We start from the raw sequence: 13,658 nt of genomic DNA on the forward strand, positions 1-13,658 counted from the left end.
CCCCCCCCCCCCCCCCCCCCCCCCCCCCCCCCCCCCCCCCTCTTTACTCATCCGCCCACCACCGAGATCTCCACTAGGTTCTCTTCGTCGGCAGCGTCAGATGTGTATAAGAGACAGGGCCATCACCAGCGTGTCGGTGACGCTGCCGACGAAGCTGCGCAAGGGCGCGCGCCCGGCAAGCTCCAGCTCCTTGTTCAGGAAGCCGACGTCGAACGCCGCGTTGTGGATGATGATCTCGGCGCCGGCCAGGTAGTCCATCAACTCGTCGGCGACGGCCACGAACTTGGGCTTGTCACGCAGGAACTCGTTGCTGATGCCGTGCACCTTGAGCGCGTCCTCGTGGCTGTCGCGCTCGGGGTTCAGGTAGTAGTGGCGGTTGTTGCCGGTCAGCTTGCGCGCCACCAGCTCGACGCAGCCGATTTCGATGATGCGGTCGCCGCCCTCGGCCGAGAGGCCGGTGGTTTCGGTATCGAGAACGATCTGGCGTGTCATGCGCCCTCCCTCAGTGGTTTTCCTTGGCGTGGTTGATCGAGTATTTGGGAATCTCGATGGTCACGTCCTCCTGCGCCAGGATGGCCTGGCAGGACAGCCGCGACTGCGGCTCCAGGCCCCAGGCGCGGTCCAGCAGGTCTTCTTCGGCCTCGTCCATTTCGCCCAGCGAGCCGAAGCCCTTGCGCACCACCACGTGGCATGTGGTGCAGGCGCAGCTCATGTCGCAGGCGTGTTCGATGTTGATCTTGTGTTCCAGCAGCGCTTCGCAGACGGAGGTGCCCGCAGGCGCGGTGATTTCGGCGCCCTGCGGGCAGTATTCGGGATGGGGAAGGATCTTGATGACCGGCATGGCGTGATCGTGGTGGGTCTTCTTGGATGCGGTGCTATATCGATTGCACGCTGCGGCCGGCCAGCGCGCGCTGGATACCCCGATTCATGCGCTCGGCGGCGAAGGCCTCGGTGCCCTTGGCCAGGGCCTGCGTGGCGGCCTCGATGGTGGCGGCGTCGCCGGAATCGCGGCTGCCCGCCAGGGCCGTCATCAGCCGGTCTATCGCGGCACGCTCCGGCTGCGTCAGCAGATCGCCGTCCGCGGCCAGCGCACTGCGCGTGGCCAGCAGCATGCGGTCGGCATCCACCCGCGCCTCGACCAGCGCGCGCGCCGCCATGTCCTGGCTGGCGGTGCTGAAACTGTCGCGCAGCATGCGCGCGATGTCCTCGTCCGACAGGCCGTAGGACGGCTTGACGTCGATGCGCGCCTCGACGCCGCTGCCCTGCTCGCGCGCCGAGACGCTCAGCAAGCCGTCGGCATCGACCGTGAAGGTGACCCGGATGCGCGCGGCGCCCGCCGCCATGGGCGGGATGCCGCGCAGCTCGAAGCGCGCCAGGCTGCGGCAGTCGGCCGCCAGGTCGCGCTCGCCCTGCACCACGTGCAGCGCCAGCGCCGTCTGGCCATCCTGGTAGGTGGTGAAGTCCTGAGCCTTGGCCGTGGGAATGGTCTCATTGCGCGAGACGATGCGCTCCACCAGCCCGCCCATGGTTTCGATACCGAGCGAGAGCGGGATCACGTCCAGCAGCAGCAACCCGTCGTCACCACCATTGCCGACCAGTTGGTTCGCCTGGATCGCCGCGCCCAGGGCCACGACCTGGTCGGGATCGAGGTTGGTCAGCGGCGCCTGGCCGAAGAACGCGTGCACGGCGCTGCGGATCTGCGGCATGCGCGTGGAGCCGCCCACCAGCACCACGCCCCGGATGTCGTCGCGCGCCAGTCCGGCGTCGCGCAGCGTGCGCCGTACGGCCGCCAGGGTGCGGGCCGTCAGCGCGGCAGTGGCGGCCTCGAAGTCTGCCCTGCTGACCTCGAGCTGCACGATTCCAGTGGCAAGCTCCAGGTTGAAGCTGGTGGAGTCTGCCTCGGTCAAGGCTTCCTTGCAGGCGCGGGCGGCCTGGCGCAGCGCTGCCTTCTCGGAGGGCGACACGGCGACCCGGCCGGCCCGCGCGAGCAGCCATTCGGCCAGCGCCGCGTCGTAGTCGTCGCCCCCCAGGGCCGAGTCGCCGCCCGTGGCGATCACCTCGAACACGCCACGCGTCAGGCGCAGGATCGAGATGTCGAAGGTGCCGCCGCCGAGGTCGTAGACCGCATAGACCCCTTCGCTGCCGTTGTCCAGCCCGTAGGCAATGGCCGCCGCCGTGGGCTCGTTGATGAGCCGCAGCAGTTCGATCCCGGCGAGCCGGGCCGCATCCTTGGTCGCCTGGCGCTGGGCATCGTCGAAATAGGCCGGCACGGTGATCACCGCGCCGTGGATGTCGGAGTCGAACGAATCCTCGGCACGCTGGCGCAGCGTGGCGAGGATCTCTGCGCTGACCTCCACCGGCGACTTCACGCCTGCCACCGTGGCGATGCCGAGCATGCCGCCCTCACCTTCCGATGCGACGAAGCGGTAGGGCAGGCGCTCCGCATGCTCTATGTCCGCCAGACCGCGGCCCATGAAGCGCTTGACGGACGCGATGCTGTTCTCGGGGTCCTGGGTCTGGGCGCCGCGGGCGGCCTCCCCGACGGCCCGGCCATGCTGCGACAGGTAGCGCACGACCGAGGGCAGCAGCACCTGGCCGTGCTCGTCGGGCAGGCATTCCGCCACGCCGTTGCGCACTGCAGCCACCAGCGAATGGGTAGTGCCCAGGTCAATGCCGACGGCAATGCGCCGCTGATGCGGATCAGGAGACTGGTGAGGCTCGGAAATCTGGAGAAGCGCCATGTGCAAGTATGTTGTGGAGACCGCAACCGACTATTGTCCCAGTTGCTCCTGCCGCGCATCCACGTCCTTGGCGAAACGCGCAATGAACATGAGGGCTCTGACCTCGCGCGCGGCGGTCGCGGCATCGCCGGCCTCGTCCAGCAGGGCGGCGCAGCGCTGCAAGGCGGCGGCACGCGCGGTGTCGACCTCCTGCCGCAGGCGTTCGATGTCGGCTGCGTCCACCGCGTCTTCCAGCGCCTCGCGCCACTCCATCTGCCGCATGAGGAATTCCGCCGGCATCGCCGTATTGCTTTCGGCCTCGATCGGCGCACCGCGCAGCTCGCACAGGTAGGCCGCCCGCTGGAGCGGGTCGCGCAGTCGCCGGTAAGCCTCATTGATGCGCACCGACCACTGCAGCGCCATGCGCTGAGCGGCACCGCCCTGGGCAGCAAAGCGGTCGGGATGGGCTTGGCGCTGCAACTCCTTCCAGCGTGCATCCAGCACGGCACGGTCCTGCGCAAAGGTCGCGGGTACGGCGAACAGGTCGAAATCGGTGTCGTGGAGGTTCATGGCAAAAAAAATGCCGCCTGCAGCTAAGCGGCGGCGTCTGCTCAGCAAACACCGCGGAACCGGGTTTGCCGGGCCGCTGGTATTGCCCTCGGGAGGGACTTGTTCAGGGTTGCCCTAAATCCTGAAACTCTCGCCGCAGCCGCAGCGATCCCGTTCGTTCGGGTTGTTGAAGCGAAAGCCCTCGTTCAGCCCTTCGCGCACGAAGTCCAGTTGCGTGCCGTCGATGTATGCCAGGCTCTTGGGGTCCACCATGACCTTGACGCCGTGCTCTTCGAAGACCACGTCGCCGTCCACCGGATCGTCCACATACTCCAGCTTGTACGCGAGGCCCGAGCAGCCCGTGGTCTTCACGCCCAGTCGCACGCCCAGGCCGCGCCCGCGCTTGCTCAGGTAGCGGTTGACATGCCGTGCAGCGGCTTCGGTCAGCGTGATGGCCATTTCAGTGGGCGGCGGCGAGCGCCACGCTCTTCTTCTTGTAGTCTTCGACTGCGGCCTTGATCGCATCCTCGGCCAGGATCGAGCAATGGATCTTCACCGGCGGCAGGGCCAGCTCCTCGGCGATCACGCTGTTCTTGAGCGCCGCCGCTTCGTCCAGCGTCTTGCCCTTGACCCACTCGGTGACGAGCGAGGAAGACGCAATGGCAGAGCCGCAGCCGTAGGTCTTGAAGCGCGCGTCCTCGATCACCCCGGTCTCCGGGTTGACCTTGATCTGCAGCTTCATCACGTCGCCGCAAGCCGGTGCGCCGACCATGCCGGTGCCGACGGTGTCGTCACCCTTGTCGAACGAACCGACATTGCGGGGATTTTCGTAGTGGTCTATGACCTTCTGGGAATAAGCCATGATGGGTACCTCTTCGATTCTGTGTTCTGGAAACCGCGGCAGGCTTCAGTGTGCCGCCCACTGGATAGTGCTGATGTCCACGCCGTCCTGGTACATCTCCCAGAGCGGGCTCAACTCGCGCAGCTTGGCTACGTTGTGCTTGATGGTGGAGATCGCATAGTCGATCTCCTCCTCGGTCGTGAAGCGGCCGATGGTCATGCGCAGGCTGCTGTGGGCCAGTTCGTCGCTGCGGCCGAGCGCGCGAAGCACATAGCTGGGCTCCAGGCTGGCGGACGTGCAGGCCGAGCCGGATGACACCGCCAGGCCCTTGATGCCCATGATCAGCGATTCGCCCTCGACGAAGTTGAAGCTCATGTTCAGGTTCTGCGGCACGCGGTGCTCCAGGCTGCCGTTGATGAACACCTGCTCGATGTCCTTGAGACCGTCGAGCAGGCGCTGCTGCAGCGCGCGGGCCTTGGCGTTCACCTCGGCCATTTCCAGCTTGATGATGCGGAAGGCTTCGCCCATGCCTACGATCTGGTGGGTGGGCAGCGTGCCCGAGCGCATGCCGCGCTCATGGCCGCCGCCATGAATCTGCGCCTCCAGCCGCACGCGGGGCTTGCGGCGCACGTACAGCGCACCCACGCCCTTGGGACCGTAGGTCTTGTGCGCCGTCATGCTCATCAGGTCGATCGGCAGCACCTTCATGTCTATGTCCACACGGCCGGTGGCTTGCGCGGCATCCACATGGAACAAGATGCCCTTCTCCCGGCACAGGGCGCCAATGGCGGGGATGTCCTGGATCACGCCGATTTCGTTGTTCACGAACAGCACGCTGATCAGGATGGTGTCGGGGCGGATGGCCGCCCTGAGCTGCTCGAGATCGACCAGGCCGTCTTCTTGGACGTCCAGGTAGGTCACATCGAAACCCTGGCGCTCCAGCTCGCGCATGGTGTCGAGCACGGCTTTGTGCTCGGTCTTGAGCGTGATGAGATGCTTGCCCTTGGACTTGTAGAACTGGGCCGCGCCCTTCAGGGCCAGATTGATCGACTCGGTGGCGCCGCTGGTCCACACGATCTCGCGCGGATCCGCACCGATGAGGTCTGCCACATAGCCACGGGACTTCTCGACCACCTCTTCGGCCTCCCAGCCCCAGGCGTGGCTGCGGGAAGCCGGATTGCCGAAATGCTCGCGCAACCAGGGAATCATCGCGTCGACGACGCGCGGATCGACCGGCGTGGTCGCGCCATAGTCAAGGTAGATCGGGAAATGCGGAGTCATGTCCATGGCTAACTCTGTCAAGGCTGGCTATCTGGCTGGCGGGGAAAGCAGGTTCGGCCGGGCAGCCCCCTCAGGGGCCTACACAGGTCCGTTCCTCAGGATTTGGCGAAGACGTTGCCGAGGGCAAACACCGAATTCGGCGCATTCACGCGAATCGGCTTGACCACGGGCGCACTCGAAATGGCGCGCCGGACCACGGGCTTGTCCTCGATCTGCACGCCCTTGGCAATCTGCTCATCCACCAGCTTTTGCAGGGTGACGGAATCCAGGAACTCCACCATGCGCTGGTTGAGCGACGCCCACAGCTCGTGCGTCATGCAACGGCCGGCTTCGCCCAGGCAGTTTTCCTTGCCGCCGCAGTGGGTGGCGTCGATCGGCTCGTCGACCGACACGATGATGTCGGCCACCGTGATGTCGGCCGCCTTGCGGCCGAGCGTGTAGCCGCCGCCCGGACCACGGGTGGATTCGACCAGTTCATGGCGGCGCAGCTTGCCAAACAGCTGTTCCAGGTAGGACAGCGAGATTTGCTGGCGCTGGCTGATGGCAGCGAGGGTGACCGGACCATTGTTCTGGCGCAGGGCCAGGTCGATCATGGCGGTCACGGCGAAACGACCTTTGGTTGTGAGACGCATGTCAGCTCCTTATTGGCTGTTGCTTTTTCAAAACACCCGGGAAGCCCGCTATTGCAGGCCTCGACCGGGGTACCGTCTCCACCCTTACTCCCACGCTCCGCAAGGGAGGCGGGAGCCCTTCATCACAGGGCATTGTTGTTGAGTATTTCCGTCAAGTATAGCACAAGACCCAGGGCGCATGTCGGGAAAGACTTCCATTCCTGCCTGCGACCGGCTACGACAACCCCGCAACCTGGTCCCCGCCGGACGCTCCGAAGGCCTGCTCCTTCAAACGCGCCAACTGGTCGCGCAGGCGCGCCGCCTTTTCGAACTCCAGATTGCGCGCGTGTTCCAGCATCTGCTTTTCCAGGCGCTTGATCTCGCGGCCCATGTCCTTCTCCGACATGTCCTCCACCCGCGCCCTCTGCAACGCCGCCTGCTCCTGCAGCGCCTCGTCGCGTCCCGACTTTTCGCTGTAGACCCCGTCGATCAGGTCGCGCACCTGCTTGACGATGCTGCGCGGGGTGATGCCCTGTGCCTCGTTCCAGGCCAGTTGCCTGGCCCGGCGGCGCTCGGTCTCGCCGATCGCCCGCTTCATGGAGTCGGTGACCCTGTCTGCATAGAGGATGGCGCGGCCGTTGAGGTTCCGCGCCGCGCGGCCAATTGTCTGTATCAGGCTGCGTTCGGAGCGAAGAAAGCCTTCCTTGTCGGCATCCAGGATGGCCACCAGACTCACCTCGGGAATGTCCAGGCCCTCGCGCAGCAGGTTGATGCCGACCAGCACGTCGAAGGTGCCCAGCCGCAGGTCGCGCAGGATTTCCACGCGCTCGACCGTGTCCACATCGCTGTGCAGGTAGCGCACCTTGACGCCGTTGTCGCCCAGGTAGTCGGTAAGCTGCTCGGCCATGCGCTTGGTCAGGGTGGTGATGAGTACCCGCTCGCTCCTGTCGACGCGGATGCGGATTTCCTGCAGCACGTCGTCGACCTGGTGCGTGGCGGGGCGAACTTCGACCTCCGGGTCGACCAGGCCGGTCGGTCGCACCACCTGCTCGACCACCTGCCCGGCGTGGTCCTGCTCGTACTGGGCCGGGGTAGCGGATACGAACACCACCTGGCGCATCCGCGCCTCGAACTCCTCCAGCCGCAGCGGCCGGTTGTCCAGGGCGGACGGCAGGCGAAAACCATACTCCACCAGCGTCGTCTTGCGCGCGCGGTCGCCGTTGTACATGCCGCCGAGCTGGCCGATCATGACGTGGCTTTCGTCGAGGAACATGATCGCATCCTTGGGCAGGTAGTCGGTCAGCGTGGCCGGCGGCTCGCCCTCGGCCGAACCGGCCAGGTGGCGCGAGTAGTTCTCGATGCCCTTGCAGTGGCCCACCTCGCTGAGCATCTCCAGGTCGAAGCGGGTGCGCTGCTCCAGCCGCTGGGCCTCGACCAGCTTGCCTTCGGCGACGAAGAATTTCAGCCGCCCGGCGAGTTCTTCCTTGATCGCCTCCACTGCGGTGAGCACCTTGTCACGCGGCGTGACGTAGTGGCTGGAGGGGTAGATGACGAAGCGCGGGATCTTCTGCCGGATGCGGCCGGTGAGCGGGTCGAACAATTGCAGCGATTCGACTTCGTCGTCGAACAGCTCGATGCGCACCGCCAGCTCCGAGTGCTCGGCCGGAAAGACGTCGATGGTGTCGCCGCGCACGCGGAAGGTGCCGCGCGCAAAATCCTGCTCGTTGCGCGTGTACTGCATGCGGATCAGTTGCGAAATGGCGTCGCGCTGGCTCTGCTTGCCGCCCACCTTCAGGATGAAGCGCATCTGCGTGTAGTCCTCTGGAGCGCCGATGCCGTAGATGGCGCTCACCGTCGCCACGATCACCACGTCGCGCCGCTCCAGCACGCTCTTGGTGGCCGACAGCCGCATCTGCTCGATGTGCTCGTTGATGGCAGAGTCCTTTTCGATGAAAAGGTCGCGCTGGGGCACATAGGCCTCGGGCTGGTAGTAGTCGTAGTAGCTGACGAAGTACTCGACCGCGTTCTTGGGGAAGAACTCTCGGAATTCGCTGTAGAGCTGCGCCGCCAGCGTCTTGTTCGGCGCGAACACGATGGCCGGGCGTCCCAGGCGGGCGATCACGTTGGCCATGGTGTAAGTCTTGCCCGAACCGGTCACGCCCAGCAGCGTCTGGAACACCTCGCCATCCTGCACTCCCGCGACCAGCTGCTCTATCGCCGCCGGCTGGTCGCCTGCGGGCGGATAGGGCTGAAACAGCTCGAAGGGCGACCCCGGGAAGCGCACGAAGGTGCCTTCGGGGGCAGAAGAGGTGTCGGAAAGGGCTTCGGCGATGTGGGGCATGGTGGACACAAACTGTACAGGCAGGGCTGGAACGCCGGGCGTAGGTAAAATTGCAGATTGGCCCGCACTCCTGTGATTCAAGGCGGCCCGCCCCTCCCTCTCTCAAGGACTTTTCTCCCATGTCTCTCTTCACCGCCGTCGAGATGGCGCCGCGCGACCCGATCCTGGGCCTCAACGAGCAATTCGCCACGGACACCAACCCACAGAAGGTTAACCTGGGCGTGGGCGTCTACTTTGACGACAACGGCAAGCTGCCCCTGCTGCAGTGCGTGCAGGAGGCCGAGAAGCGCATGATGGCCACCCCCACGGCGCGCGGCTACCTGCCGATCGACGGCATCGCCGCCTACGACACGGCCGTGAAGCACCTGGTGTTCGGCGCCGACAGCGAGCCGGTGACCTCCGGCCGCGTCGCCACGATCCAGGCCCTTGGCGGCACCGGCGGCCTGAAGGTCGGAGCCGACTTTCTCAAGAAGCTCAACCCCGACGCCAAGGTGCTGATCAGCGACCCGAGCTGGGAAAACCACCGCGCGCTATTCACCAACGCCGGCTTCGAAGTCGAGAGCTACCCCTACTACGACGCGGCCAAGCGCGGCATCAATTTCGACGGCATGCTGGCCGCACTCAATGCGGCACCGGCCGGCACCATCGTCGTGCTGCACGCCTGCTGCCACAACCCCACCGGCTACGACATCACCGCGGCCCAGTGGGACCAGGTGGTCGCGGCCGTCAAGGCCAAAGGGCTCGTGGCCTTCCTCGACATGGCCTACCAGGGCTTTGGCTACGGGCTCAAGGAAGATGGCGCGGCCGTCGCCAAGTTCGTCGAAGCCGGCCTGACCTTCTTCGTCTCGACCTCGTTCTCCAAGAGCTTCAGCCTGTACGGCGAGCGCGTCGGCGCCCTGTCGGTCCTGTGCGAGAACAAGGAAGAGGCCAGCCGTGTGCTGTCGCAGCTCAAGATCGCCATCCGCACCAACTACAGCAACCCACCCACCCACGGCGGCGCCGTGGTGGCCGCGGTGCTGGGCAACACCGAACTGCGCGCCCTGTGGGAGAAGGAACTCGGCGAGATGCGCGTGCGCATCAAGGCCATGCGCCAGAAGCTGGTCGACGGCCTCAAGGCCGCGGGTGTCCAGCAGGACATGTCCTTCATCGTCCAGCAGATCGGCATGTTCAGCTACTCGGGCCTCAGCAAGGACCAGATGGTGCGCCTGCGCAGCGAATTCGGCGTCTATGGCACGGACACCGGCCGCATGTGCGTCGCCGCGCTCAACAGCAAGAACATCGACTACGTCTGCGCCGCCATCGCCAAGGTGGTATGAGAGGCTGGGATCCCATGCCCGCAGGAGCCGCACCACGCCGTCCTGATGATTGGCATGGCGGCAACACCGCATGTACATTGGAGCCGCCTTTGGGCGGCTTTTTTAATGGGCGTTTTCCTGCACATGTAAAAAGCATCCAGATGCTTATAACTGAAAGGCTTTTTGCTATCCAATCAATAGCCATTAGGTCTACAAGAATCTGCGTTTCCGGGCTGCATCCCAGACGCGATCCTGCAACTTGCAGTTCAATACAGTCTGCACCCGGTGCTATATTGCACTGCAACAATCCCACGACAACACAGCATGCTCTACCATTTCTACGAGGCCCAGCGCTCCATGATGGAGCCGTTTGCGGACTTTGCACTTGCCGCCTCCAAGGTCTACAGCAATCCGCTGACGATCATGGGCCAGATGCCGTTCGCCCAGCGCATCTCTGCTGGCTACGAACTTCTGCACCGGCTGGGCAAGGACTACGAGAAGCCCGTGTTCGGCATCCGGACGGTCAAAGTGGATGACAGCGAGGTGGTCATCCACGAAAGCGTCGATCTCGACAAGCCCTTCTGCGAACTGCGGCGCTTCAAGCGCTTCACGGACGACCAGGAGGTGCTCGCGCGCATGAAGGCCCAGCCCGTGGTGCTGGTGGTGGCTCCGCTGTCAGGACACTACGCCACCCTGCTGCGCGATACCGTGCGCGCCCTGTTGCGCGACCACAAGGTCTACATCACCGACTGGAAGAATGCCCGGCTGGTGCCACTGTCCGAAGGTGAATTCCACCTCGACGACTACGTCAACTACGTTCAGGAATTCATACGCCACCTGCAGACCCGCCATGGCAACTGCCACGTCATCAGCGTCTGCCAGCCCACCGTGCCCGTGCTGGCCGCCGTGTCGCTGATGGCGTCCCGCGGGGAAACGACGCCGCTCACCATGACGATGATGGGCGGCCCGATCGACGCCCGCAAGTCGCCGACCGCGGTGAACAATCTGGCGATGAACAAGAGCTACGAGTGGTTCGAGAACAACGTCATCTACCGCGTGCCAAGCAACTTCCCCGGCGCCGAGCGCCGCGTATACCCCGGCTTCCTGCAGCACACCGGCTTCGTCGCGATGAACCCGGACCGGCATGCCTCGAGCCACTATGACTATTTCAAGGACCTGCTCAAGGGTGACGACGTCAGCGCCGAGGCGCACCGCAAGTTCTATGACGAGTACAACGCCGTGCTCGACATGGATGCGGACTATTACCTCGAAACCATCCGCACCGTGTTCCAGGATTTCAAGCTGGTCCACGGCACCTGGGACGTGCGCGGGCCGGACGGCCGGATCGAACGCGTGCGCCCGCAGGACATCACAGGCTCCGCGCTGCTGACGGTCGAGGGCGAGCTCGACGACATCTCGGGCTCGGGCCAGACCGCCGCGGCGCACGACCTGTGCACCGGCATTCCGGCCGAGCGGCGCCAGCACCTGGAAGCCAAGGGCGCCGGCCACTATGGCATTTTCAGCGGGCGCCGCTGGCGCGACATCGTGTACCCGCAGGTGCGCGACTTCATACGCGTGCATGACAACGAGGCACAGGATCCGGCAGCCCCCACCGCGGACAGGCCGGACAGCGCCACGGCCAAGGCGGCGTGAGCCTCACGGCCGGTCCCGACACCCTGGCCGCGCGCATCGACGCGGCACTTCCGCAGACGCAGTGCACCCGCTGCGGCTACCCTGACTGCACGGGATACGCACAGGCGATTGCAGCCGGCGCGGCGGAGATCAACCAGTGCCCGCCCGGCGGCGCCGAGGGCATCGCCCGGCTCGCGCGCATCACCGGCCGCCCGACCCTGCCGCTGGACCCGGCCTTCGGCCAGGAAGGTCCGCGCCAACTGGCAGTGATCGACGAGGCCTGGTGCATAGGCTGCACGCTGTGCCTGGACGCCTGCCCGACCGACGCCATCCTGGGCAGCAACAAGCGCATGCACACGGTGATCGAGGCCCACTGCACGGGCTGCGAGCTGTGCATTCCGGTCTGCCCTGTCGACTGCATCGCGCTCGAGGTCGCGACACCGGGCCGCAGTGGCTGGCAAGCCTGGTCACAGACACAAGCCGATGTCGCGCGGCAGCGCTACCAGCAGCACCGCCGGCGCCGCGATGCGGCGCAGCGCGAAGTCCAGGAAGCACCTGCCGCCGACACACGCAAACGCTCCATCGTCGAAGCCGCCCTGGCACGCGCCCGTGCCGCCACGCAACGCGCGCCTGCCGACAAGCCATGACCTCGATGCCTTGCGCATCCATGGCGTCGCCTCGCTTGCCGGCGTGATGCTGGCCTATGCGAGTGCCGGCACGCAGGCCGTCCGACTCCTCCCGCAGCGCGGCCTCACGGCCATGAACCGCGGCTGCGCAGCCGGCATGTGGCTGCTGGCGGCCACGCTCGCGTTCTGGCGCCGGCCCTAGGCCAGCCGCTTGTAGACGCCGCAGCCGACGAACAGGTTCTGGTCGGTCTGCGTGACGAAGGACATCTTCGTCTGCACCGCGCCCGTGACGGGGTGGGTGATGTCGTACTCGACCCAGCCCGGCCCCTGCCTCGCCTGCTGCATGATGGCGTCCAGCAATGCCTGGCCGTCGATGCCCGCAATGTCCTGCACCCGCGTGCCGACCTTGGCCGGGTTGCCGCCGAACGCGCGGTAGCTGCCCTGCGCGTCGAGCGCGAACACGTACATGTCGCGGTCATGGAAGGGCTGGGCCGGATCGCTCAGTGTGCGCAGGAAGGCCGCCAGCGAAGGGCTGGTGCGCCGCAGTTGCAGCGCGCGCTCCACCAGCGCCACCGCCTCTTCCGCCGTGCCCTGCTGCAGCTGGAAGGCCTGCACCGCCTGCGCCAGCGTGGAGGCGCGCAGTTCCAGCCGCCGCGCCTCCGCAGCGGCCTGCTCGACCATCTGGGCGTTCTGCTGCGTGAGCTGCTCGAGCTGGCGCACGGCGGTGTTGATCTCGGCCAGGCCTTCGCTCTGCTCCGCGCTGGAGGCCGATATCTGCGTCATGCTGTCCGCCACGGCGCGAATTCCGGGCGCGATGCCTGCCATGCGCTCACCGGCAGCACGGACCAGGCCGGTGCTGCCTTCGACCTGCGCGGTGGACGCGCCGATCAGTTGCCGGATCTCGCGCGCCGACGCGGCAGACCGCTGCGCGAGGCTGCGCACTTCGGCCGCCACCACGGCGAAGCCGCGCCCCTGCTCGCCGGCGCGCGCCGCCTCCACGGCGGCATTCAGCGCCAGGATGTTGGTCTGGAAGGCCAGCATGTCGATCACACCCACGATCTCGCCCATGCGATGGGCATCCTTGCGTATCGCCTCGATCGACGCCACCGCCTGGGCCATGGCCTGCGCGCCGGTGTCGGCCGCTTCGCGGACGGTGGTGGCATGGGTGTCGGAATGCCGGGCCGCCTGCGCGTTCTGCTGCACCGCGCCGGAGAGCTGCGCGACGCTCGCGGCCGTCTGCTCCAGGCTGGCCGCCTGCTGCTCGGTGCGTTCGGCCAGCGCGCGGTTGTCGGCCGCCAGCCTGCTGCCGGCATGGGCGACCAGCGCCGTATTGCTGCGGATGTCGGCCACCATGGACGACAGTGTGAGCACCATGCCAGACAGCGTGGCCGCCAGGGCCGCCGCTTCGTCGCGGCCCGTTACGTGGGGCTGCGCCCTCAGGTTGCCGGCGGCCGTATCCTGCATGGCGCGCGCCACCACAGCCAGATCGGCCGAGAAACCCCGGTACAGGGCGATGGCCCAATACCCGACCACGCCAGCGCCCAGCAGCGGCACTGCCCAGCGTGCCGCGTCGCCAGCGGCCGCCATGCCCGCCAGCGCGCTCGCCGCCAGCGCGCAACAGCAGATCAGGGTCAGCAGGGTCAGCTTGCCGGCCAGCCGCAACCGGCGCATCAGCCATACAGCGGGCCGGAGAGGGTCGAGTGAGCGCATGGCCGTGAATCTCCTTTTTGTAATGAACGGGAACCGGAGATTCTCTGCCGCA

General features: G+C 66.3%; 12 protein-coding genes and 2 pseudogenes. 4 read left to right on the forward strand and 10 right to left on the reverse strand.

The annotated features are described in order from the left end of the window. Positions 1-117: 117 nt before the first annotated feature. The 9 genes and pseudogenes from JHD63_RS08360 to uvrB form a co-directional block, all read right to left on the reverse strand. Positions 118-492, reverse strand: a pseudogene (locus tag JHD63_RS08360) (exonuclease domain-containing protein); the annotation flags it as partial. A 10-nt stretch (positions 493-502) separates the two neighbouring features. After that, the gene (gene fdx, locus JHD63_RS08365) at positions 503-841 is read right to left on the reverse strand and encodes an ISC system 2Fe-2S type ferredoxin (RefSeq protein WP_198970291.1); all 339 of its coding nucleotides are present in this window, start codon (positions 839-841) and stop codon (positions 503-505) included. Positions 842-875: 34 nt separating this feature from the next. Next, positions 876-2,741, reverse strand: a complete 1,866-nt coding sequence (gene hscA / locus JHD63_RS08370) for a Fe-S protein assembly chaperone HscA (protein ID WP_198970292.1) — start codon at positions 2,739-2,741, stop codon at positions 876-878. Between the two features lie 30 nt (positions 2,742-2,771). Further along, positions 2,772-3,290: a Fe-S protein assembly co-chaperone HscB gene (gene hscB / locus JHD63_RS08375; protein WP_198970293.1), complete on the reverse strand. Its 519-nt coding sequence runs from the start codon at positions 3,288-3,290 to the stop codon at positions 2,772-2,774. 114 nt (positions 3,291-3,404) lie between these two features. Beyond that, entirely contained in the window at positions 3,405-3,728 is a 324-nt protein-coding gene (iscA, locus tag JHD63_RS08380; protein WP_198970294.1) for an iron-sulfur cluster assembly protein IscA, read from the reverse strand. Position 3,729: 1 nt separating this feature from the next. Further along, positions 3,730-4,131, reverse strand: coding sequence for a Fe-S cluster assembly scaffold IscU (gene iscU / locus JHD63_RS08385; protein ID WP_198970295.1), 402 nt, complete (start codon positions 4,129-4,131; stop codon positions 3,730-3,732). A gap of 45 nt (positions 4,132-4,176) precedes the next feature. Further along, the gene (locus JHD63_RS08390) at positions 4,177-5,397 is read right to left on the reverse strand and encodes an IscS subfamily cysteine desulfurase (protein ID WP_198970296.1); all 1,221 of its coding nucleotides are present in this window, start codon (positions 5,395-5,397) and stop codon (positions 4,177-4,179) included. Positions 5,398-5,486: 89 nt separating this feature from the next. Beyond that, positions 5,487-6,023 carry a Fe-S cluster assembly transcriptional regulator IscR gene (gene iscR / locus JHD63_RS08395; protein ID WP_198970297.1) on the reverse strand — a complete coding sequence of 179 codons (537 nt, stop codon included), beginning with the start codon at positions 6,021-6,023 and terminating at the stop codon, positions 5,487-5,489. Positions 6,024-6,237: 214 nt separating this feature from the next. After that, a complete protein-coding gene (uvrB, locus tag JHD63_RS08400; protein ID WP_198970298.1) occupies positions 6,238-8,343 on the reverse strand; it encodes an excinuclease ABC subunit UvrB in 2,106 nt (701 codons plus the stop codon). A 119-nt stretch (positions 8,344-8,462) separates the two neighbouring features. Here uvrB and JHD63_RS08405 point away from each other — a divergent pair, with 119 nt between their 5' ends. From JHD63_RS08405 to JHD63_RS23935, 4 genes and pseudogenes are all read left to right on the forward strand, one after another. After that, a complete protein-coding gene (locus JHD63_RS08405; RefSeq protein ID WP_198970299.1) occupies positions 8,463-9,659 on the forward strand; it encodes an amino acid aminotransferase in 1,197 nt (398 codons plus the stop codon). A 303-nt stretch (positions 9,660-9,962) separates the two neighbouring features. Next, positions 9,963-11,288 (forward strand): annotated as a pseudogene (locus JHD63_RS08410) (polyhydroxyalkanoate depolymerase); the annotation flags it as partial. Next, the gene (locus tag JHD63_RS08415) at positions 11,288-11,917 is read left to right on the forward strand and encodes an RnfABCDGE type electron transport complex subunit B (RefSeq protein ID WP_198970301.1); all 630 of its coding nucleotides are present in this window, start codon (positions 11,288-11,290) and stop codon (positions 11,915-11,917) included. The pseudogene JHD63_RS08410 and the gene JHD63_RS08415, both read left to right, overlap by 1 nt. Then, positions 11,880-12,098, forward strand: coding sequence for a hypothetical protein (locus tag JHD63_RS23935; protein ID WP_233167813.1), 219 nt, complete (start codon positions 11,880-11,882; stop codon positions 12,096-12,098). Before JHD63_RS08415 ends, JHD63_RS23935 begins: the two co-directional genes overlap by 38 nt. Here the strand turns inward: JHD63_RS23935 and JHD63_RS08425 are convergent. Further along, positions 12,095-13,606, reverse strand: a complete 1,512-nt coding sequence (locus JHD63_RS08425; protein WP_198970302.1) for a methyl-accepting chemotaxis protein — start codon at positions 13,604-13,606, stop codon at positions 12,095-12,097. The two genes, JHD63_RS23935 and JHD63_RS08425, sit on opposite strands and share 4 nt — an antisense overlap. Between the last annotated feature and the right edge of the window lie 52 nt (positions 13,607-13,658).

This window comes from Xylophilus sp. ASV27, assembly GCF_016428875.1.
Lineage (GTDB): Bacteria > Pseudomonadota > Gammaproteobacteria > Burkholderiales > Burkholderiaceae_C > Xylophilus.

Bases quoted from the DNA above. Each gene is read 5' to 3' on its own strand.
- fdx (WP_198970291.1), bottom strand. From the start codon at position 841: ATGCCGGTCATCAAGATCCTTCCCCATCCCGAATACTGCCCGCAGGGC.
- hscA (WP_198970292.1), bottom strand. From the start codon at position 2,741: ATGGCGCTTCTCCAGATTTCCGAGCCTCACCAGTCTCCTGATCCGCAT.
- hscB (WP_198970293.1), bottom strand. From the start codon at position 3,290: ATGAACCTCCACGACACCGATTTCGACCTGTTCGCCGTACCCGCGACC.
- iscA (WP_198970294.1), bottom strand. From the start codon at position 3,728: ATGGCCATCACGCTGACCGAAGCCGCTGCACGGCATGTCAACCGCTAC.
- iscU (WP_198970295.1), bottom strand. From the start codon at position 4,131: ATGGCTTATTCCCAGAAGGTCATAGACCACTACGAAAATCCCCGCAAT.
- JHD63_RS08390 (WP_198970296.1), bottom strand. From the start codon at position 5,397: ATGGACATGACTCCGCATTTCCCGATCTACCTTGACTATGGCGCGACC.
- iscR (WP_198970297.1), bottom strand. From the start codon at position 6,023: ATGCGTCTCACAACCAAAGGTCGTTTCGCCGTGACCGCCATGATCGAC.
- uvrB (WP_198970298.1), bottom strand. From the start codon at position 8,343: ATGCCCCACATCGCCGAAGCCCTTTCCGACACCTCTTCTGCCCCCGAA.
- JHD63_RS08405 (WP_198970299.1), top strand. From the start codon at position 8,463: ATGTCTCTCTTCACCGCCGTCGAGATGGCGCCGCGCGACCCGATCCTG.
- JHD63_RS08425 (WP_198970302.1), bottom strand. From the start codon at position 13,606: ATGCGCTCACTCGACCCTCTCCGGCCCGCTGTATGGCTGATGCGCCGG.